This is a genomic window from Streptomyces sp. NPDC015171 (genome assembly GCF_043079545.1).
GTDB lineage: Bacteria > Actinomycetota > Actinomycetes > Streptomycetales > Streptomycetaceae > Streptomyces.
This window is the reverse complement of sequence record NZ_JBIBUO010000004.1, coordinates 48,540-67,193: the sequence shown is the minus strand read 5'-3', so window position 1 is coordinate 67,193 and position 18,654 is coordinate 48,540. Positions and strand designations below refer to the sequence as shown.

Below are 18,654 nucleotides of genomic sequence, written 5' to 3'. Positions count from 1 at the left end.
CATGACCCAGGTACTGGACCGGCCCGTGAAGCCGGCGCCGCCCCTCTCCGCCGCCGAGCACACCGCCCGCCGCAAGGCGCTGCTGGAGTGGATCGCGGTCCACGCGCTCGGCGTCGCCGCCGCGCTGTTCTTCACGCTGCCGTTCGTGTTCGTGTTCCTGACCTCGCTGATGAGCGACAGCCAGGCACTCAGCCGGGACCTGATCCCGCACACCTGGGAGTGGGGCAACTACCGCAAGGTCTTCGCCACTCCCGGCTTCCTGACCTGGTGGAAGAACACGCTGATCTACGCCGGCCTGGGCACCGTGCTGACCGTGGTGTCCTCGGTCCCGGTGGCGTACGCGCTCGCCAAGTTCCGCTTCCGGGGCCGCAATCTCTCGCTCATGCTGGTCATCTCGATGATGATGCTGCCGCCGCAGGTGGTCGTCATCCCGATGTACCTGTTCTGGGCGAAGCAGCTCGGCCTGTCCGGCACGCTGTGGCCGCTGATCGTCCCGATGGCGTTCGGGGACGCGTTCTCCATCTTCCTGCTGCGCCAGTTCCTGATGACGATCCCGAACGAGTACCTGGACGCGGCGCGGGTCGACGGCTGCGGCGACCTCAGGACCCTGCTGCGGGTCGTGCTGCCCATGGCCAGGCCCGGCATCGCCGCCGTCGCCCTGTTCCAGTTCTTCTACGCCTGGAACGACTACTTCGGCCCGCAGATCTACGCGTCCGAGAGCCCCGGCGCCTGGACCCTGTCCTACGGCCTCGAGTCCTTCAAGGGCGCCCACCACACCGACTGGAACCTCACCATGGCCGCGACGGTACTGGTCATGGCCCCCGTGATCCTCGTGTTCTTCTTCGCCCAGAAGGCGTTCGTCGAGGGCGTCACTCTCACCGGAGTAAAGGGTTGATCTGGCTATGAAACTCACCGTGGTCGGCGGAGGTTCGACCTACACCCCCGAACTCATCGACGGCTTCGCGCGGCTGCGGGACACCCTGCCCATCGAGGAACTCGTCCTCGTCGACCCGGCCGCCGACCGCCTGGAGCTGGTCGGCGGCCTGGCCCGCCGGATCTTCGCCAGGCAGGGCCACCCCGGCCGCGTCGTCACCACCTCCGACCTGGACGCGGGGGTCGACGGCGCCGACGCGGTCCTCCTGCAGCTGCGCGTCGGCGGCCAGGCGGCCCGGGAGCAGGACGAGACGTGGCCGCTGGAGTGCGGCTGCATCGGCCAGGAGACCACCGGCGCCGGCGGCCTGGCGAAGGCCCTGCGCACGGTCCCCGTGGTGCTCGACATCGCCGAGCGGGTGCGCCGCGCCAACCCCCGTGCCTGGATCATCGACTTCACCAACCCGGTCGGCATCGTCACCCGCGCCCTGCTCCAGGCCGGACACCGGGCGGTCGGCCTGTGCAACGTGGCGATCGGCTTCCAGCGGAAGTTCGCGGCCCTGCTGGGCACCACCCCCGCGCACGTGCATCTGAACCATGTGGGCCTGAACCACCTCACCTGGGAAACAGGTGTGCGCCTGGGCGGTCCGGAAGGCGAGAACGTGCTCCCCGGGCTGCTGGCCGAGCACGGCGACGCGATCGCCGACGACGTCCGCCTCCCGCGCCCGCTGCTGGACCGCCTCGGCGTCGTCCCCTCGTACTACCTGCGCTACTACTACGCGCACGACGAGGTCGTGCAGGAGCTGCGCACCAAGCCCTCCCGCGCCTCCGAGGTGGCCGCCATGGAGCGGGAACTGCTGGCGATGTACGGCGACCCGGCCCTGGACGAGAAGCCGGCCCTGCTGGCCAAGCGGGGCGGCGCCTTCTACTCGGAGGCGGCCGTGGACCTGGCGGCGGCGCTGCTGGGCGGCGGGGGAAGCCCGTACCAGGTGGTGAACGCGCTCAACAAGGGCACGCTGCCCTTCCTGCCCGACGACGCGGTGATCGAGGTGCAGGCCGCGGTCGGCCCGGCGGGCCCGGTCCCGCTGCCCGTCCCGGAGCTGGACCCGCTCTTCGCGGGGCTGATCGCGAACGTGACGGCGTACGAGGACCTGGCCCTGGAGGCGGCGCTGCGCGGCGGCCGGGACCGCGTCTTCCGGGCGCTGCTGGCGCACCCCCTGATCGGCCAGTACGCGTACGCCGACGCCCTCACCGACCAGCTGGTCGCACACAACCGGGAGCACCTCGCGTGGGCCTGACCGCACCTGGATCCCTGACGGTCCTCGCCATCGACGCGGGCAACAGCAAGACCGACGTGGCCGTGGTCACCGCCGCGGGCGAGGTGCTGGCCACGGCACGCGGCGGCGGCTTCCGCCCGCCCGCCGTGGGGGTCGCCGCGGCGCTGGACGCGCTGGCGGACCCGGTGGCCCGGGCGTTCGCGGACGCCGGGGTCGACACGGTCACCCATGTCTCGGCCTGCCTCGCCAACGCCGATCTCCCGGTGGAGGAGGAGCAGTTGGCGACCGCGCTGCACGCGCGCGCGTGGGGCACGTCCGTGGCGGTCCGCAACGACACCTTCGCGATCCTGCGGGCCGGTGTCGCCGAGCCGCGCGGGGTGGCGGTGGTGTGCGGGGCCGGCATCAACTGCGTGGGCATGCGCCCGGACGGCCGCACCGCCCGCTTCCCGGCCATCGGCCGCATCTCCGGTGACTGGGGCGGCGGCTGGGGGCTCGCGGAGGAGGCCCTGTGGTACGCGGCCCGCGCGGAGGACGGCCGCGGCGAGCCGACCGCCCTCGCCCGCGCCCTGCCCGGGCACTTCGGCCTGCCGACCATGTACGCCCTCATCGAGGCCCTGCACCTGGAGCACATCGACCACGACCGCCGGCACGAGCTGGCCCCGGTCCTGTTCGCGACGGCGGCGGACGGCGACCCGGTGTCCCGCGCGCTCGTCACCCGGCTCGCCGAGGAGGTCGCGGTGATGGCCACGGTCGCCCTGACCCGGCTCGACCTCCTCGCCGAGCAGACCCCGGTGCTGCTCGGCGGCAGCGTCCTCACCGCGGGCCACCCGCTGCTGAACGACACCGTCCACACCCTCCTCGCGGCCCGGGCCCCCAAGGCCGACGTCCGCCTGGTGAGGGCGAGCCCGGTGCTGGGCTCGGCCCTGCTCGGCCTCGACCGGCTGGAAGCGGGGGCCGGGGCCCAGGCGCGGGCCCGGGCGTACTGGGAGGACGGGACGCCCTGACCGGCACCGGGGAACCGATCCCCCGTCACCAGCGTGTTCCTTCACAGGGGGTGGTGCGCCCGCAGCCACGCGCCCCCGGACGCGCTGCGATCCGATCAAGATCCAGCGAAGGCCGGTGCGGATGTCAGTGCGGGCGGTGATACTGGGCGGCGAACGGATGACCATGGGGGAGGTCGAGTGACACACCCGCCGAAGAGCAGCACGGCGCCACCGGCCGGGTCCGCCGGTGCCCCCGGCATCCCCGCCGGGCCCGGCATCCCCGCCCAGCCCGGCGTGCCCGCCCGGCCCGGGGCCGCGGGCGCCGCCGTGCCGCCCGCGCGCCGGACCGCCTTCGCCGAGGGCGTGGAGCGGGTGCGGGCCGCCGCCACGACCGAGCCGGGGCGGCTGCGGATCATCGGGGCCGTGCTGGCGCTGCTGGTCATCGCGTTCGGGGCGGTCACCGCCTGGCAGACCAGCGCGCGCTCGGCCGCCGCCGACGACGTGCTGCACAGCAGCCAGCCGCTCAGCTCGGGCGCGGCCGGCATCTACCGGTCGCTGGCCGACGCCAACACCGCCTCCTCCAGCGGATTCCTGGCGGGCGGCCAGGAGAACGCGGCCTCCCGCGACCGGTACGAGAAGGACATCCGCACCGCCGCCTCCGGCCTCGTCACCGCCGCCGCCAACGCCGAGCCCGGTTCGGCCTCCGAGGCGACCATCGCCAGGCTGAACCGGCTGCTGCCCGAGTACAAGGGCCTCATCGAGCGGGCCCGGACGTACAACCGGCAGGGCTATCCGGTCGGCGGCGCCTATCTGCGGTACGCCAACGAGAAGATGCAGAAGGAGATGCTCCCGGCGGCGGAGGACCTCTACACCACGGAGAACCGGCGGCTCGACGCCGACTACGCGGACGCGACCCCGTACCCGTGGGCGGCGATCGCGCTCGGGCTGCTCGCCCTCGCCGGGCTCGGCTGGGCCCAGCACCGCACGTACCGGCGCACCCACCGCGTCCTGAACCACGGCCTGGTCGCCGCCTCCGCCGCGACCACCGTCGCCCTGCTCTGGCTGGTCGTGGGCCACGCGGTCGCCCGGTCCGGGCTCGACGGCTCCTACGACCACGGGATCCGTTCGCTCAACGTGCTGCACGACGCCCGGATCGCCTCCCTGAAGGCGCGCGGCAACGAGAACCTGAGCCTGGTGGCGCGCGGCGCGGAGACCGTCACGGTCGACGGCGAGCCCTACGACGCCTACTACTACGACTTCGACAAGGACATGTCCGTGCTCGGCAAGGGCCTGACCGAGGCGGCCCGGCTCGCCGACGACCAGGGGGGCACCGCACCGGTCAAGGCGGCCCAGGGCAACATGGCCGTGTGGAGACAGCGCCACGCCTCGGCGAGGGCCGAGGACGAGAACGGCAACTACCAGCAAGCGCTGGACAAGGTGATCGGGGCGAAGGGCGCGACCGGCGAGTGCTTCGACAGCGTCGACCGCAATCTCGCCCGGGCCATCGACCATGAGCAGGCCGAGTTCCAGCGGGCGGCAGGTGACGGGCGGGGCGCCATGACCGGACTGTCCGTGGGCGCGGCGGTCCTCGCCGTGCTGGCCGCGGCCGGCGCCGTCGCCGGTATCGGCCGCAGACTTTCGGAGTACCGGTGACAGGGGGCAAGGCGATGTACGTGAACCGTGCACGGACCTCCCTGCGGGGCTGGGGCGGAGTCGCCGCGATGGCGGTGCTGTGCGCGCTGGCGCTGGCCTGTGTCCTGCTGCTGCCGTACACCCAGCGCAGCCCGGCCGGCCCGGACCGGGCGGCGCAGAGGGCCGCCACCGGCGTCCAGGTGCGCGCCGACGCGTGCCAGGACGCCGAGGCGCACCAGCGGACGCTGGCGCCGTCCGGTGCCGACGGCCCGACCATCGACGCCATCAAGGCCCGTACGGGCGCCAAGCGCAAGCTGATCGTCGGCGTCGACCAGAACAGCTACCGCTGGGGCTACCGCAACCCGAACACCGAGGGCGCCCGCCTTGAGGGCTTCGACATCGACCTGGTCCACCGCATCGCCGAGGACATCCTCGGCGACCCGGACGCGGTGCAGTTCAAGGCGATCCCGACCAGCCAGCGCATCCCGGCGATCGAGGACGGGCGCGTCGACATGGTCGTCCGGACCATGACGATCACCTGCGACCGGCTGCGCCAGGTCGCCTTCTCCGCGCCCTACTTCAAGACCGGGCAGCAGGTCCTCGCGCCCAAGTCGTCCCCGGTCACCGGCTACAACGGCACGCTGGCGCACAAGAAGGTCTGCACGGCCGCCGGTTCGACCGCGTACGCCAAGCTGGACGCCGACCGCAAGGCCGGGCGGCTGCCCGCCTCCACCGACCTGTCCACCACCGTGGCGAACCAGCTCGACTGCCTGGTCCGGCTGCAACTCGGCGAGGTCGACGCGGTGGTGACCGACGGCGCGCTCGCCGCGAGCCAGGCCGCCCAGGACCCGACGGTCGAGCTGAAGGGCGAGGCGTTCACGACCGAGTACTACGGCGTGGCGATGAAGAAGGACGCCGACGATCTGGTACGCCGGGTCAACCGTGTTCTGGTGGACTACCGCGCACACGGCTGGCAGAAGTCGTACGACGACTGGCTGTCGGCCACACTGGGCGAGGACGCGGCCGCCTCGAAGCCGCCCGCACCGCAGTACCTGCGCGGCAGTTGAGCCGTACCCGACCGGAACAGACAGCAAGCGAGAGGTGATCGATGGGCGTCACGGACCCCGCCGGGCCGGTGATGGACCGGGACGAGGTGGACCGTGCGCTGGCGCGGCTCGGCCAGGAGCACGAGGCGATCGAGACCTCGCTGCTGGCCCTCCAGGACCACGCGGGCCGCAGACTCCTCGAAGGTGCCGAGCTGACCGGCGTGACCGGGCAGCGCTGGCAGACCACGGAGACCCGGATCACCCTGCTGTGGGCGTACTTCGACGCGTACACCGCCGCGCTGCGCGGCGCCCGCGAGATCCGCGCCCGGCGCCGCTGGTCCAGCCGCGAGGACCTGGCGGAGCTGACCGAGCTGCTGCGCGGCGAGTCCGTGACCGTCGCCGGCGGCGACAGCGGTCGGCTGAGCGAGACGTTCTCGCTGTCCGCGCTGGTGGACCGGATGAACGAGCTGTACGCGACCAGCCTGGACCTGATCGTCGCCGCCGACGCGGTGTGGTCGGCGCTGCCCGCCCGGATCGATTTACTCGCCGCGGAACTCCAGCGCACCCGGGGCCTCGCGCACTCCGTCGGGGTGCGTCCCGGCGAGCACCCGGCCGGCGACGACCTGGAGCGGATCACCCGCACGCTGACCAGGCTGCGCGCGGACGTCGTCTCCGACCCGATCGCCTTCTGGGTGCCGGCCGAGGGCAGTTCGGCGCCCGGCGGCGGACGTCCGGACACGGCGGTCTACGACCGTGAGGCGCGCGCCCTGGAGGACGTGCGCCGGGAGATCGACGCCGTGCTGACGGTGCGCCAGGACGCGGAGGCGCGGCTGATCCGGCTGCGGGACGTCCTCTCGCGCGCGGACCGCACCCTCGCCGAGGCCCGCACCGCGCGCGGCGAGGTGCTGGCGAAGATCGCCGCGACCGAGGTGCCGGTGGTGAGCGGGCCGCCGACCGCGCTGCAGGAGCAGCTGGCCACCGCCGCCGAGTACCGCAGGCAGGCCCAGTGGCACCGGCTCTCCCCGCTGCTGGAGTCGCTGGAGCGCAAGGCGGAGGACGAACTGCTGCGCGCCCGCGAGTCACTGACCGCGGTCACCGCGCCGCTCGCGGTCCGCGCCGAGCTGCGCGGCCGGCTCGACGCCTACCGGGCGAAGGTCGCCCGGCACGGCCTCGCCGAGGACCCGCTGCTGGTCGAGCGGTACGACGCGGCCCGCCGCATGCTGTGGAGCGCGCCCTGCGACCTGCGCGTGGCCGAACAGGCCGTGCTGCGCTACCAGCGGGCGGCGGCCGAGGCGCTCGGCGGCGCGAGCGCGCCCGAGGACCGTAAGGGGGACCAGTCATGAGTCAGGCGGGGCAGACCTGTCAGCGGCCGGGCTGCGAGGGCGCCTACGAGGACGTCGGCGGCGGCGAGCTGTACTGCGACACCTGCGGTCTGGCGCCCGTCGTCGCGGCCGGGGGTCCCCCCGCCGGCGGCGGCGCGGTGGGTTCGCTGCCCACCGGGGTCACCAAGGGCTCGGCGGACGCCGGCAGTTCCCGCAGCTCGCGCAGTTCCCGTACGTCCTCGCAGTCGTCGAAGTCGCGCCGCTCGGTCTCCGGGCGGCTCTCCCGGTCGGCGTCGGGCAGGTCCACGGGCCGCTCGGTGTCGGTGCGCAGCTCGGGTTCCTCCTCCGGCACCTCCACGCGCGGCCGGCTGGGCGCCGGCCTGGTCTCCGTGCCGCAGGTGCCGCGGCCCGACCCGCGCGCGATGGTGCTGGAGAACCCGGAGGTGCCCGAGCGCAAGCGGTTCTGCTCGCGGTCGGACTGCGGGGCGCCGGTGGGCCGCGCCCGGGGCGACCGGCCGGGCCGCACGGAGGGCTTCTGCACCAAGTGCGGGCACCCGTACTCCTTCGTGCCCAAGCTGCGCGCCGGGGACATCGTGCACGGCCAGTACGAGGTCGCGGGCTGCCTCGCGCACGGCGGCCTCGGCTGGGTCTACCTCGCCGTCGACCGGGCCGTCTCCGACCGCTGGGTGGTGCTCAAGGGCCTGCTGGACACCGGCGACCAGGACGCGATGGCCGCCGCGATCTCCGAGCGGCGCTTCCTCGCGGAGATCGAGCACGCCAACATCGTGCGGATCTACAACTTCGTGGAGCACCTCGACCCGCGCACCGGCTCCCTCGACGGCTACATCGTCATGGAGTACGTCGGCGGCAAGTCCCTGAAGGAGATCGCCAACGCCCGCCGGGCGGCCGACGGCCGGCGCGACCCGCTGCCGGTGGAGCAGGCGTGCGCGTACGGCATCGAGGCCCTGGAGGCGCTCGGCCATCTGCACAGCCGCAACCTGCTGTACTGCGACTTCAAGGTCGACAACGCCATCCAGACCGAGGACCAGCTGAAGCTGATCGACATGGGCGCCGTGCGCCGGATGGACGACGAGGAGTCGGCCATCTACGGCACGGTCGGCTACCAGGCGCCGGAGGTCGCCGAGACCGGCCCCTCGGTGGCCAGCGACCTGTACACGGTGGGCCGCACCCTCGCGGTGCTGGCCTTCGACTTCCAGGGCTACACGACGGTCTACGCCGACTCCCTGCCCGACCCCGACACCATCGACGTCTTCCACCGCTACGAGTCCTTCTACCGGCTCCTGGTGCGGGCCACCGACCCCGACCCGGCCCGCAGGTTCGCCTCCGCTCAGGAGATGGCCGAGCAGCTGACGGGTGTGCTGCGGGAGGTCGTCTCGCTGCAGACCGGGCAGGCGCGGCCGGCGCTGTCGACGCTGTTCGGGCCCGAGGTGAAGGTCACCGACACCGAGCTGTTCCCGCTGCTGGACGGGGACGTGTCGCTGCTGGGCGCGCGGCAGCCGCGCAAGGGCGGCCGGCCGGCCGCTCCGGCGCCCCTCCCGCAGTCCCTGGTCAGGCCGGTCGGCACGGCCGCGGCGGCGCTCGCCCTGCCGGTCCCGCTGGTCGACCCGGGCGACCCGGGCGCCGGCTTCCTGGCGGGTCTGCTGGCCTCCGCGCCGGCCGAGCTGATGAGCGCGCTGGCGGCGGCGCCCGAGCAGACCGTGGAGACCCGGCTGCGGCAGATCCGCGCCCTGCTGGAGAGCGGCGACCACGGGTCCGCGCTGATGTCCCTGGCCGAGCTGGACGAGGAACGGCCCGACGACTGGCGGGTGGTGTGGTACCGGGGCGTGGCCGCCCTGGTGACCGGCGACTTCGAGGGCGCCGCGCTCGCCTTCGACGCGATCTACGACGCCTTCCCCGGGGAGGCGGCGCCCAAGCTGGCGCTCGGCGTGTGCGCGGAGGTGCTGGGCCAGCTGGACAACGCGGCCGAGTACTACCGGCTGGTGTGGACGACCGACCCCAGCTTCGTGAGCACCGCGTTCGGGCTGGCCCGGGTGCAGCTCGCGGCCGGCGACCGCAGCGGCGCCGTACGGACGCTGGAGTCGGTGCCGGAGGCATCCATCCACTACACGGCCGCCCGGGTCGCCGCCGTCCGGGCCCGGCTCAGACAGCGCACGGCGAGCGCGGGTGACGTACCGTTCCTGGACGACCTGACGGCCGCCGCCGGTCAGGTCGAGGCACTCCAGGCGTACGGTCTGGATCCGGCACGGCGCGAGCTGCTGTCGGCGGAGGTGCTCGGCTGCGCGCTGGACTGGATACTCTCCGGGGGTCAGGGCACCGGGCCCGCCGCCGGAGGGCGGGTGCTGCTGGGCAGCGGTCTGGACGAGCGGGGTCTGCGCTTCGGCCTGGAGCGCGCCTATCGCACGCTGGCCCGGCTGGCGCCCGGCGGCGATGAGAGGATCGAGCTGGTGGAACGGGCCAACCGTTACCGCCCCCGAACGTGGGTGTAATCGATGTCGCAGATGCCCCAGCAGGCCGCACTCCCCAAGTGCCCGAGCTGCGCGGAGCCCGTGGAGTCGGGTGATCTGTTCTGCGGAGCGTGCGGATACGACCTTTCGGTGGTGCCCGCGCCGCCGCAGGACCATCCGACGCTCACCATGAACGGCTCCGACGCGCCCGGGGACGGCGTGGCCTGGCCCGCCCCCGAGCCGGCCGGCTCCGGCGCCGCGCCCGCGGCGCATCTGCCGGCGGACCTGCCCGGCACCGACTCGGGCGGCTCGCCGCTGCACGGGCACGAGCCGGGCCCCGAGGCGTCCGCCGGTTCCGGGGTGCGCTTCGACCGCCCGTCGGAGCCCGACGAGTACCCGCTGCAGGCACCGGACCCGCGGCTGGCCGCCGGTGCCGGCGCCCCGGCCGGGCCGGCGCAGGTCTGTGTGGCCTGCCGGGCGGGCCGGGTGGACGGCGACGGCTACTGCGAGAACTGCGGGCACGCCCAGCCGCGCGAACGCGACCATGTGGAGCGGGAGACGGGCCCGGTCGCCGCGGTCAGCGACCGCGGGCTGCGCCACCATCGCAACGAGGACGCCTTCTCCGTCGGCCACACCGCGCTGCCCGACGGCACCCCGGCGGCGCTGGCGATCGTCTGCGACGGCGTGTCCTCCGCGACCCGCCCCGACGACGCCTCGCTCGCCGCCTCCCAGGCGGCCGGCGACACCCTGCTGGCCGCGCTGCCGCGCGGCACGCATCCGCAGCAGGCGATGCACGAGGCGATCGTCGCCGCGGCGCAGGCCGTCAACGCGCTCGCCGAGGAGCCCGCCACGGCCCGCGAGCACGCCCCGCACCAGAACGCGCCGGCCTGCACGATCGTCGGCGCGGTGGTCACTCCGGGGCTGCTGGTCGTCGGCTGGGTCGGCGACAGCCGGGTCTACTGGGTGCCCACGGACCGCACCGCGCCGCCCGCCCGGCTGACCGAGGACGACTCCTGGGCCGCGCAGATGGTCGCCGCGGGGCTGATGAGCGAGGCCGAGGCGTACGCCGACGAGCGCGCCCACGCGATCACCGGCTGGCTCGGCGCCGACGCCTACGAACTGGAGCCGCACACCGCTTCCTTCAAGCCGGACCGGCCCGGCGCGGTGGTGGTGTGCACCGACGGGCTGTGGAACTACGCCGAGACGGCCGAGGAGTTGGGCGAGATCGTCCCGCCGGACGCGGCGGCCCGCCCGCTGCACAGCGCCCGGGTACTGGTCGGGCACGCCCTGGACGGCGGGGGCCACGACAACGTAACAGTGGCGGTCCTGCCGTTCCCGGCGCCGTCGCAGGGGGCAGGATCGGCCTGAGAGCCGTACCCCGCGGGGACGGGGATACGGAACGGGGAAGCGGTGGCGGACCGGTGGGGACCGGTCCGCCCACAGTCATCGCCTCGCTTCGGCGGGGTGTCCGAGGGGGATGCGATCAAGCATGGCCAATTTCGCGAAGCCGAACGTGCCGCGGTTCTCGGTGGACGTCTACCAGAACGAATACCTGCCCGAGGGCGGCAGCGAGGTCAACGCCGTCGTCACGGTGACCGCGACCGGCGGCGGCACCCTCGGCAGCGCGGTCTCCGCGCCCGGATACGCGGCCGGGGGCCCGCCCTCCGCGGCGGTGGCGCTCATGGTCGACTGCTCGGGCTCCATGGACTACCCGCCGACCAAGATGCGCAACGCCCGCGACGCCACGGCCGCCGCGATCGACACCCTGCGTGACGGCACCCACTTCGCGGTGATCGGCGGCACGCACGTGGCCAAGGAGGTCTATCCGGGCAGCGGACGTCTCGCGGTCGCCGACGCCGTCACCCGGGACCAGGCCAAGCAGGCGCTGCGCCGGCTGAGCGCGGGCGGCGGTACGGCCATCGGCACCTGGCTGCGTCTCGCCGACCGGCTGCTGTCCGCGGCGGACGTGACCATCCGGCACGGCATCCTGCTCACCGACGGCCGCAACGAACACGAGTCGCCGGAGGATCTGCGGGCCACGCTGGACGCCTGCGCCGGGCGTTTCACCTGTGACGCGCGGGGCGTGGGCACCGACTGGGAAGTGAAAGAAGTCACAGGGGTCGCCTCCGCGTTGCTCGGCACCGCCGACATCGTCGCCGACCCGGCCGGCCTCGCCGCGGACTTCACGCGGATGATGGAGACGGCGATGGGCAAGGAGGTCGCCGACGTCGCCCTGCGGGTGTGGACACCGCTCGGCGCGACCATCCGGTTCGTCAAGCAAGTCGCCCCGACCATGGCCGACTTGACCGGCCGCCGCACCGAGGCCGGGCCGCGCGCCGGGGACTATCCGACCGGGTCCTGGGGCGACGAGTCCCGCGACTACCACGTGTGCGTGGCGGTCCCGCCGGCCGGGCTGGGCCAGGAGATGCTCGCCGCGCGGGTCTCCCTGGTGGTGCCGCAGCCGGACGGTTCGGCGCAGAACCTCGGCGCGCAGGGGCTCGTCCGCGCCATGTGGACCGACGACATGGCCGCCTCCACCTCGATCAGCCCCCAAGTCGCCCACTACACCGGGCAGGCCGAACTGGCCCAAGCCATCCAGCAAGGGCTGGATCTGCGCAAAGCGGGCGATTTCGATGGAGCAACGGCCAAACTGGGGCGCGCGGTTCAGCTCGCGAGTGCCTCGGGGAACGCGGATACTGCGAAACTGCTTGCGAAGGTGGTGGACGTGGTCGATGCCGCGACAGGTACTGTGCGGTTGAAGACGAGGGTCGCGGAGGCGGACGAGATGACTCTGGAGACCCGGTCCACCAAGACTGTTCGTGTGAAGAAGTGACCCCTGGAAGCGATTCGAGCGATCCAGACCGACCCTTAGGAGAAGGGGAAGCACCGACATGCCGACCTGCCCGAACGGACACCAGTCGGGTTCCGACGACTGGTGCGAGGTCTGCGGTCACCGCATGGCCGGTGCCGTACCTCCGCCCCCTCCGCCCCCGCCCGCCGGCGGCTACGGATTCCCGCCGCCCGCCGGCCCCGGCGGTCCCGGTGCACAGGCCGGCGGCGGACGCCCGCCGGCCGCCGGGCACGAGCCGGAGCTGTGCCCGCAGTGCCGTACGCCCCGCGAGGGCGGTGCGCCCTTCTGCGAGGAGTGCCGGTGGAACTTCCTGACCAACACGGCGACCTCGTACACCCCGGCCGCCCCGCGCCCGCAGCAGCCGCGGTTCCAGCCGCCGAGCGCGACGTACGGCAGCGGTGACGCGTACGAGTACCAGGGCTCGCGGCCCTCGCAGATGAACCGGCCCGCCGAGCCGATCCCGTCGTTCGGCAGCGAGCCGTCGGGGCCGACGCCGTTCGGCGGCGAGCGCGCTCCGGCCGGCCCGCCGACCTCCCCCGGCCCCGCGGGCCGGCCTCCGTTCGGCGGCGGCGACCAGCGCCGGCCCGGGCCCCCGCAGGGCGGCCCCCCGCAGGGCTTCGGCCAGGGGCCGGGCCAGGGCCAGGGTCCCGGCCAGGGCCATCAGGGTCAGCATCAGGGCCAGGGTCAGGGTCAAGGTCCGGGCCAGGGCTACCAAGGCCAGGGTCCGGGTGCCGGCGGCCAGGGTCAGGGTCAGGGTGGTCCGTCGGGCTTCGGCGGCGGCCAGGGTCCGGGTGGCCCGTCCGGCTTCGGCGGCGGTCCGGGTCAGGGTCCCGGCGGTGGTCCGTCCGGCTTCGGCGGCGGTCCCGGCCAGGGACCCGGTCCCGGTGCCCCCTCCGGCCCGTCCGGTTTCGGCGGCAACCCGGGGCAGGGTCCCGGCGGTCCCGGTGCGCCCGCGTTCGGGCGGGAGCCGGGCGGTCCCGGTGCGCCCGGTCCGTCCGGTCCGTCCGGTCCGTCCGGTCCCGGAGGCTTCGGCGATCCCTCCCGTCAGGTACCGCCGCCCGCGGGTCCCGGCGGTGCCCCGCAGGCGTTCCAGCAGTCCGGGGGCGCGGCGCCGCCCGCGTTTCCGCGGGAGACCGGCCGGCCCCCGGCGGGCGGCCCCTCCTTCGGCGGCGGTGACGACGACTGGGTGATCTCCCCGCCCTCCTCCGCCGGCCCCGGCGGCCCGGGTCAGGGCCCAGGTCAGGGACCGGGTCAGGGACCCGGCGGCCAGGGCGGCGGATACGGCTACCCGCAGCCCGGCGCCGGCCAGGCGCCGCAGGGACCGGGCGGCTTCCCCCCGGCACCGCAGGCGCCCCAGGCTCCGCAGCGGACCACCTGGACCGCGACCATCGGCCCGGACCGCGAGTACTTCATGGCGATGATGCAGCGCTCCGGCCCCGAGGCCGCGGGGCTGAACCTGCCCGCGTACTCGCCCGAGCAGCAGCGCACGCTCAGCGGCAACCAGGTCGCCATCGGCCGCCGCCGGCACTCCACCGGCGACACCCCCGACATCGACCTGGCGGTGCCGCCGGAGGACCCGGGCGTCTCGCACCAGCACGCGGTGCTGGTGCAGCAGCCGGACGGCAGCTGGGCGGTCGTCGACCAGAACTCGACGAACGGCACCACCGTCAACATGTCGGAGGAGCCGATCCAGCCGTTCGTACCGATCCCGCTCCAGGACGGCGACCGGGTGCACGTGGGCGCCTGGACGACGATCACCGTCCGCCGCGGCTGACCGAGGCCACCGCAGGACCGGAGGACGTCACCGGACGGCTACGGGAGGGGCCAGGCGTACGGCCCCTCCGGGTCGTCCAGCCACACCCGGGCGTGCCGGCCGCGGACCGTGACGCCGTAGCGTTCGCGGTCCGGCCGGCCCTCGCGCACCCAGAGCGCGTACGCGTCCAGCGGATCGAGGGCGGCCCGGGTCAGCCCGAGCAGGAAGCGGAACGGCTCCTGCTCGCGGGCCCGGTCCGGCAGCCCGGCCAGGCGGACGCCGTCGGGCTTCGCCCGGCTCTCGCCGCGCAGCGGCACGAAGAAGGCGGGCCTGGGCAGGAAGCGGCCCTCGGCGTGCTCCGCGTCCCGCACGGTCAGGGCGAGCAGGCCGGTGGCGAGCGGGGTGAGGACGCGCGCGCCGGGGCGGCACTGGGCGAGCCAGGCGCGCGGCACCGTGGGCGGTTCGCAGGTGGCGATGATCCGGTCGAAGGGGGCGCGTTCCGGCACCCCGCGCGCGCCGTCGCCGGTGACCACGACCGGGCGGTGACCTGCCGCCGCCAGGTGCCGCCGGGCCGACTCGGTGATCTCCGGTTCCAGGTCGACGGTGGTGACGAGGTCGTCGGCGCCGAGGCGGTGGGCGAGCAGGGCCGCGTTGTAGCCGGTGCCGGCGCCCACCTCCAGGACCCGGTCACCGTCCCCGACCCCCAGGGCGACCAGCATCCGTGCCATCAGGGAGGGCTGGCTGCTGGAGGAGAGCAGCTCGCCGTCGCGCAGCCGGGTCGCCAGCGGGGCGTCCGTGTAGGCGCCGCACACCCAGCGCTCCCTGGCTCCGGGCTCGGGGCTCTCGCCCCAGCGGCGTTCACAGCCGCCCGGTCCGGCGGCGTAGTAGTACGGCAGGAACAGGTGCCGGGGCACAGCGGCGAACGCCTCCCGCCACACCGGGTCCCCGCTCCACACCCCTTCGGCGTCGATCTCCCGCACCAGCGCGGCCCGCGCCGCGGCGGCGAGACGCTCGATCCCGGCGTCGTAGGCACCCATGGATCCACAGTAGGGGCGCCGGTCCCCGGCGGAACCTCGGCGGACCGGGGCGGACCGGGGCGGACCTGGGTACGGTCCTAAGTCCGCAGTCCTCGGTCACCCGGTCTGAGACCATGGAGCCGTGAATGAGATTCGGCGCGGCACGCTTCAGGAGCAGACCTTCTACGAGCAGGTCGGCGGGGAGGAGACCTTCCGTCGGCTCGTCCACCGTTTCTACGAGGGTGTCGCCGAGGACCCGATCCTGCGGCCGATGTACCCGGAGGAGGATCTGGGCCCGGCCGAGGAGCGGCTGGTGCTGTTCCTGATGCAGTACTGGGGCGGCCCCACCACCTACAGCGAGAACCGCGGCCACCCCAGGCTGCGCATGCGGCACGCCCCGTTCACCGTGGACCGCGCGGCGCACGACGCCTGGCTGCGGCACATGCGCGCGGCCGTCGACGAGCTGGGCCTCTCCGAGGAGCACGAGCGGACGCTGTGGAACTACCTGACGTACGCCGCCGCCTCGATGGTGAACACCGCGGAGTGAGCCCGCCGGGCCGGGCCTGTGCGCGCGGCCCAGGTCCCCTCAGCGCCGCTCAGGCCGGCTCGGCGCGGCTCAGCGCACGCTGAGCCCGAAGGCCCCGAGACCCGTCTGCCGCACCGCCACCGAGCCGTACGGCGTACGCAGCCGCAGCCAGGACCCCGACGAGAACAGCCCGGTGTCCGCCTGCCCGGTCCCGGGCCGCAGGAAGCCGAGCGACTGGGCCGCGTGCACGGCCCGCACCGGCAGCCGGGTGCCCTTGATCTGCCGGGACCAGATGTCCCTGCCGATCCCGTCGAGCTCCGCTCGGGTGCGCCGGTCGGGATCCAACTCCTCGCTGCGCGCGCGGAATTCGGCCACCGCGGCGGCGACCGTGGCGCGCAGCGCGTCCGGCGCCGGCAGCCCGGGCTCGGGCCGCCAGCCGGCGCGGGGCGGCAGCACACCGGCCCACGGCGGTCCCGTGACCGCGGCCGGGACGGCGGCGGTGGCCGCCCGCTCGTCCACGGACTCCAGGAACTCACCGGCGGAGACGGTCACGTCGAGGGTGACGTCCAGCCCGTCCTCGTACGGCTTCGCCAGCCCCACGGCGCGGACGGCCAGCACCTCGAAGGAGGGCGGCCGGCCGAAGACGGCGAGGGCGGTGCCCGCCGCCTGCAGCCGCACCGCGGCCCCACGGTCGTAGTGGAGCAGCCGGGAGAGGAAGGCGGCGAGGTCGGCCGCCTCCGTCTCGTCGGCCAGGTGCAGCACCGTCATGCGGCGACGGCCTCCTCGTCGGCGGCCTCATCCTGGTACTGCTGGAGGAACTCGCGCTCCTCCGCGGTGATCCGGCGCGGCCGCTCGGTCTGGAAGTCGAACGGCACGACGACCGTCGAGGCCCTCACATAGACCAGGTCGTCGTCCTTCACCTCGTAGGCGACGGTGAAGGACGCGGCCCGGATCTCCGTGATCCACAGCTCGATGTCCACCGGGTGGTGCCGGTGGGCGAGCTGCCTCTTGTAGTCGATCTCATGGCGTGCCACCACGGACCCCTGCTTGAACTCCTTGTCCGGACGGAACAGGAAGTTGATGCGGGCCTCCTCCAGGTAGCGGACGAAGACCGCGTTGTTGACATGGCCGTAGGCGTCCATGTCGGACCAGCGCAGCGGGCAGCGGTACAGGTGCCGCAAGTTCGATCAGCCCCGGGTCAGCTTCTTGTAGGTGGCGCGGTGCGGACGCGCGGCATCCGGACCGAGCCGCTCGATCTTGTTCTTCTCGTACGACTCGAAGTTGCCCTCGAACCAGAACCACTTCGACTCACCCTCGTAGGCGAGGATGTGCGTGGCGACCCGGTCGAGGAACCACCGGTCGTGGGAGACGACGACGGCGCAGCCCGGGAACTCCAGCAGGGCGTTCTCCAGGCTGGACAGGGTCTCGACGTCGAGGTCGTTGGTGGGCTCGTCGAGGAGCAGCAGGTTGCCGCCCTGCTTGAGGGTCAGCGCCAGGTTGAGGCGGTTGCGCTCGCCACCGGACAGGACGCCGGTCGGCTTCTGCTGGTCCGGGCCCTTGAAGCCGAAGGCGGACACGTACGCCCGGCTCGGCATCTCGACCTGGCCGACGTTGATGTAGTCGAGCCCGTCGGAGACGACCTCCCACAGCGTCTTCTTCGGGTCGAGGTTGGCGCGGGTCTGGTCGACGTAGGAGATCTTGACGGTCTCGCCGACCTTGATGTCACCGGAGTCCGGGGTCTCCAGGCCCTGGATCATCTTGAACAGCGTGGTCTTGCCGGCGCCGTTCGGGCCGATGATGCCGACGATGCCGTTGCGCGGCAGGGTGAAGCTCAACCCGTCGACCAGGACCTTCTCGCCGAAGGCCTTGTTCAGCTTGTCGACCTCGACGACCACGTTGCCCAGGCGCGGGCCCGGCGGGATCTGGATCTCCTCGAAGTCCAGCTTCCGCATCTTGTCGGCCTCGGCCGCCATCTCCTCGTACCGCGCGAGACGGGCCTTGGACTTGGCCTGGCGCCCCTTGGCGTTCGACCGCACCCACTCCAGCTCTTCCTTGAGCCGCTTCTGCCGCTTGGCGTCCTTCTGGCCCTCGACCTTGAGGCGGCTGGCCTTGCTCTCCAGGTACTTGGAGTAGTTGCCCTCGTAGCCGTGCAGACGGCCGCGGTCGACCTCGCAGATCCAGCCCGCGACGTTGTCCAGGAAGTACCGGTCGTGGGTGACCGCGACGACGGTGCCCGGGTACTTGGCCAGGTGCTGCTCCAGCCAGTTCACCGACTCGGCGTCGAGGTGGTTGGTGGGCTCGTCGAGGAGCAGCAGGTCGGGCTGCTCCAGCAGCAGCTTGCAGAGCGCGACGCGGCGCTTCTCACCACCGGAGAGGTTGGTGACGGGCCAGTCGCCGGGGGGGCACCCGAGGGCGTCCATGGCCTGCTCCAGCTGGGCGTCCAGGTCCCACGCGTTGGCGTGGTCCAGCTCCTCCTGCAGCTTGCCCATCTCGTCGAGCAGCGCGTCCGAGTAGTCGGTCGCCATCAGCTCGGCGATCTCGTTGAACCGGTCGAGCTTGCCCTTGACCTCGGCGACACCGTCCTGGACGTTCTCCAGGACGGTCTTCTCCTCGTTCAGCGGGGGCTCCTGCAGGAGGATGCCCACGCTGTAGCCCGGTGACAGGAACGCGTCACCGTTCGACGGCTGCTCAAGCCCCGCCATGATCTTGAGCACGGTCGACTTACCGGCACCGTTCGGACCGACGACGCCGATCTTCGCCCCCGGCAGGAAGCTCAGGGTGACGTCGTCGAGGATCACCTTGTCGCCGTGCGCTTTGCGCGCCTTGCGCATGGTGTAAATGAACTCAGCCAAGAGAAACCGTCCGGCAGCTTGAAATCTGGCAGTGGGCAGATACACCCCATCTTGCCTGACC

The 18,654-nt window shown here is 73.5% G+C and carries 15 protein-coding genes; 11 read left to right on the top strand and 4 right to left on the bottom strand.

The annotated features are described in order from the left end of the window. Position 1 precedes the first annotated feature (1 nt). From ACF073_RS12480 to ACF073_RS12435, 10 genes are all read left to right on the top strand, one after another. Positions 2-895, top strand: coding sequence for a carbohydrate ABC transporter permease (locus ACF073_RS12480; RefSeq protein ID WP_392069065.1), 894 nt, complete (start codon positions 2-4; stop codon positions 893-895). A 7-nt stretch (positions 896-902) separates the two neighbouring features. Then, the gene (locus tag ACF073_RS12475; RefSeq protein ID WP_392069063.1) at positions 903-2,168 is read left to right on the top strand and encodes a 6-phospho-beta-glucosidase; all 1,266 of its coding nucleotides are present in this window, start codon (positions 903-905) and stop codon (positions 2,166-2,168) included. After that, the gene (locus ACF073_RS12470) at positions 2,159-3,151 is read left to right on the top strand and encodes an N-acetylglucosamine kinase (RefSeq protein ID WP_392069062.1); all 993 of its coding nucleotides are present in this window, start codon (positions 2,159-2,161) and stop codon (positions 3,149-3,151) included. Before ACF073_RS12475 ends, ACF073_RS12470 begins: the two co-directional genes overlap by 10 nt. A gap of 177 nt (positions 3,152-3,328) precedes the next feature. Continuing rightward, positions 3,329-4,783, top strand: coding sequence for a hypothetical protein (locus ACF073_RS12465; protein ID WP_392069060.1), 1,455 nt, complete (start codon positions 3,329-3,331; stop codon positions 4,781-4,783). A gap of 14 nt (positions 4,784-4,797) precedes the next feature. Beyond that, positions 4,798-5,829, top strand: coding sequence for a glutamate ABC transporter substrate-binding protein (locus ACF073_RS12460; RefSeq protein WP_392069057.1), 1,032 nt, complete (start codon positions 4,798-4,800; stop codon positions 5,827-5,829). 41 nt (positions 5,830-5,870) lie between these two features. Then, positions 5,871-7,151 (top strand): hypothetical protein, encoded by a 1,281-nt coding sequence (locus tag ACF073_RS12455; protein ID WP_392069055.1) that lies wholly within the window; start codon positions 5,871-5,873, stop codon positions 7,149-7,151. Further along, positions 7,148-9,637: a tetratricopeptide repeat protein gene (locus ACF073_RS12450; protein ID WP_392069053.1), complete on the top strand. Its 2,490-nt coding sequence runs from the start codon at positions 7,148-7,150 to the stop codon at positions 9,635-9,637. The genes ACF073_RS12455 and ACF073_RS12450 overlap by 4 nt, the downstream gene beginning before the upstream one ends. Positions 9,638-9,640: 3 nt before the next feature. Beyond that, positions 9,641-10,963, top strand: coding sequence for a PP2C family serine/threonine-protein phosphatase (locus ACF073_RS12445; protein WP_392069051.1), 1,323 nt, complete (start codon positions 9,641-9,643; stop codon positions 10,961-10,963). Positions 10,964-11,084: 121 nt separating this feature from the next. Continuing rightward, positions 11,085-12,428, top strand: coding sequence for a VWA domain-containing protein (locus ACF073_RS12440; RefSeq protein ID WP_392069049.1), 1,344 nt, complete (start codon positions 11,085-11,087; stop codon positions 12,426-12,428). Positions 12,429-12,486: 58 nt separating this feature from the next. Continuing rightward, on the top strand, positions 12,487-14,220 hold the full coding sequence (locus ACF073_RS12435; RefSeq protein ID WP_392069046.1) for an FHA domain-containing protein: 1,734 nt from the start codon (positions 12,487-12,489) through the stop codon (positions 14,218-14,220). Positions 14,221-14,258: 38 nt separating this feature from the next. Here ACF073_RS12435 and ACF073_RS12430 read toward each other — a convergent pair whose 3' ends face one another. Then, positions 14,259-15,236, bottom strand: a complete 978-nt coding sequence (locus tag ACF073_RS12430; protein WP_392069045.1) for a methyltransferase domain-containing protein — start codon at positions 15,234-15,236, stop codon at positions 14,259-14,261. Positions 15,237-15,357: 121 nt separating this feature from the next. Here ACF073_RS12430 and ACF073_RS12425 point away from each other — a divergent pair, with 121 nt between their 5' ends. Continuing rightward, positions 15,358-15,762 carry a globin gene (locus tag ACF073_RS12425; protein ID WP_392069043.1) on the top strand — a complete coding sequence of 135 codons (405 nt, stop codon included), beginning with the start codon at positions 15,358-15,360 and terminating at the stop codon, positions 15,760-15,762. 69 nt (positions 15,763-15,831) lie between these two features. Here ACF073_RS12425 and ACF073_RS12420 read toward each other — a convergent pair whose 3' ends face one another. The 3 genes from ACF073_RS12420 to ettA are packed head-to-tail and all read right to left on the bottom strand — an operon-like array spanning position 15,832 to position 18,593. Beyond that, positions 15,832-16,509 (bottom strand): hypothetical protein, encoded by a 678-nt coding sequence (locus ACF073_RS12420; protein WP_392069041.1) that lies wholly within the window; start codon positions 16,507-16,509, stop codon positions 15,832-15,834. Continuing rightward, positions 16,506-16,922, bottom strand: a complete 417-nt coding sequence (locus ACF073_RS12415) for an acyl-CoA thioesterase (RefSeq protein ID WP_392069038.1) — start codon at positions 16,920-16,922, stop codon at positions 16,506-16,508. Before ACF073_RS12415 ends, ACF073_RS12420 begins: the two co-directional genes overlap by 4 nt. A gap of 6 nt (positions 16,923-16,928) precedes the next feature. After that, positions 16,929-18,593, bottom strand: a complete 1,665-nt coding sequence (gene ettA / locus ACF073_RS12410; protein ID WP_392069036.1) for an energy-dependent translational throttle protein EttA — start codon at positions 18,591-18,593, stop codon at positions 16,929-16,931. Positions 18,594-18,654 lie beyond the last annotated feature (61 nt).

What these genes read in the sequence shown, in the direction of transcription:
- ACF073_RS12480 (WP_392069065.1), top strand. Translation starts at nt 2, where the DNA reads ATGACCCAGGTACTGGACCGGCCCGTGAAGCCGGCGCCGCCCCTCTCC.
- ACF073_RS12420 (WP_392069041.1), bottom strand. Translation starts at nt 16,509, where the DNA reads ATGACGGTGCTGCACCTGGCCGACGAGACGGAGGCGGCCGACCTCGCC.
- ACF073_RS12445 (WP_392069051.1), top strand. Translation starts at nt 9,641, where the DNA reads ATGTCGCAGATGCCCCAGCAGGCCGCACTCCCCAAGTGCCCGAGCTGC.
- ACF073_RS12460 (WP_392069057.1), top strand. Translation starts at nt 4,798, where the DNA reads ATGTACGTGAACCGTGCACGGACCTCCCTGCGGGGCTGGGGCGGAGTC.
- ACF073_RS12440 (WP_392069049.1), top strand. Translation starts at nt 11,085, where the DNA reads ATGGCCAATTTCGCGAAGCCGAACGTGCCGCGGTTCTCGGTGGACGTC.
- ACF073_RS12450 (WP_392069053.1), top strand. Translation starts at nt 7,148, where the DNA reads ATGAGTCAGGCGGGGCAGACCTGTCAGCGGCCGGGCTGCGAGGGCGCC.
- ACF073_RS12430 (WP_392069045.1), bottom strand. Translation starts at nt 15,236, where the DNA reads ATGGGTGCCTACGACGCCGGGATCGAGCGTCTCGCCGCCGCGGCGCGG.
- ACF073_RS12435 (WP_392069046.1), top strand. Translation starts at nt 12,487, where the DNA reads ATGCCGACCTGCCCGAACGGACACCAGTCGGGTTCCGACGACTGGTGC.
- ACF073_RS12475 (WP_392069063.1), top strand. Translation starts at nt 903, where the DNA reads ATGAAACTCACCGTGGTCGGCGGAGGTTCGACCTACACCCCCGAACTC.
- ACF073_RS12455 (WP_392069055.1), top strand. Translation starts at nt 5,871, where the DNA reads ATGGGCGTCACGGACCCCGCCGGGCCGGTGATGGACCGGGACGAGGTG.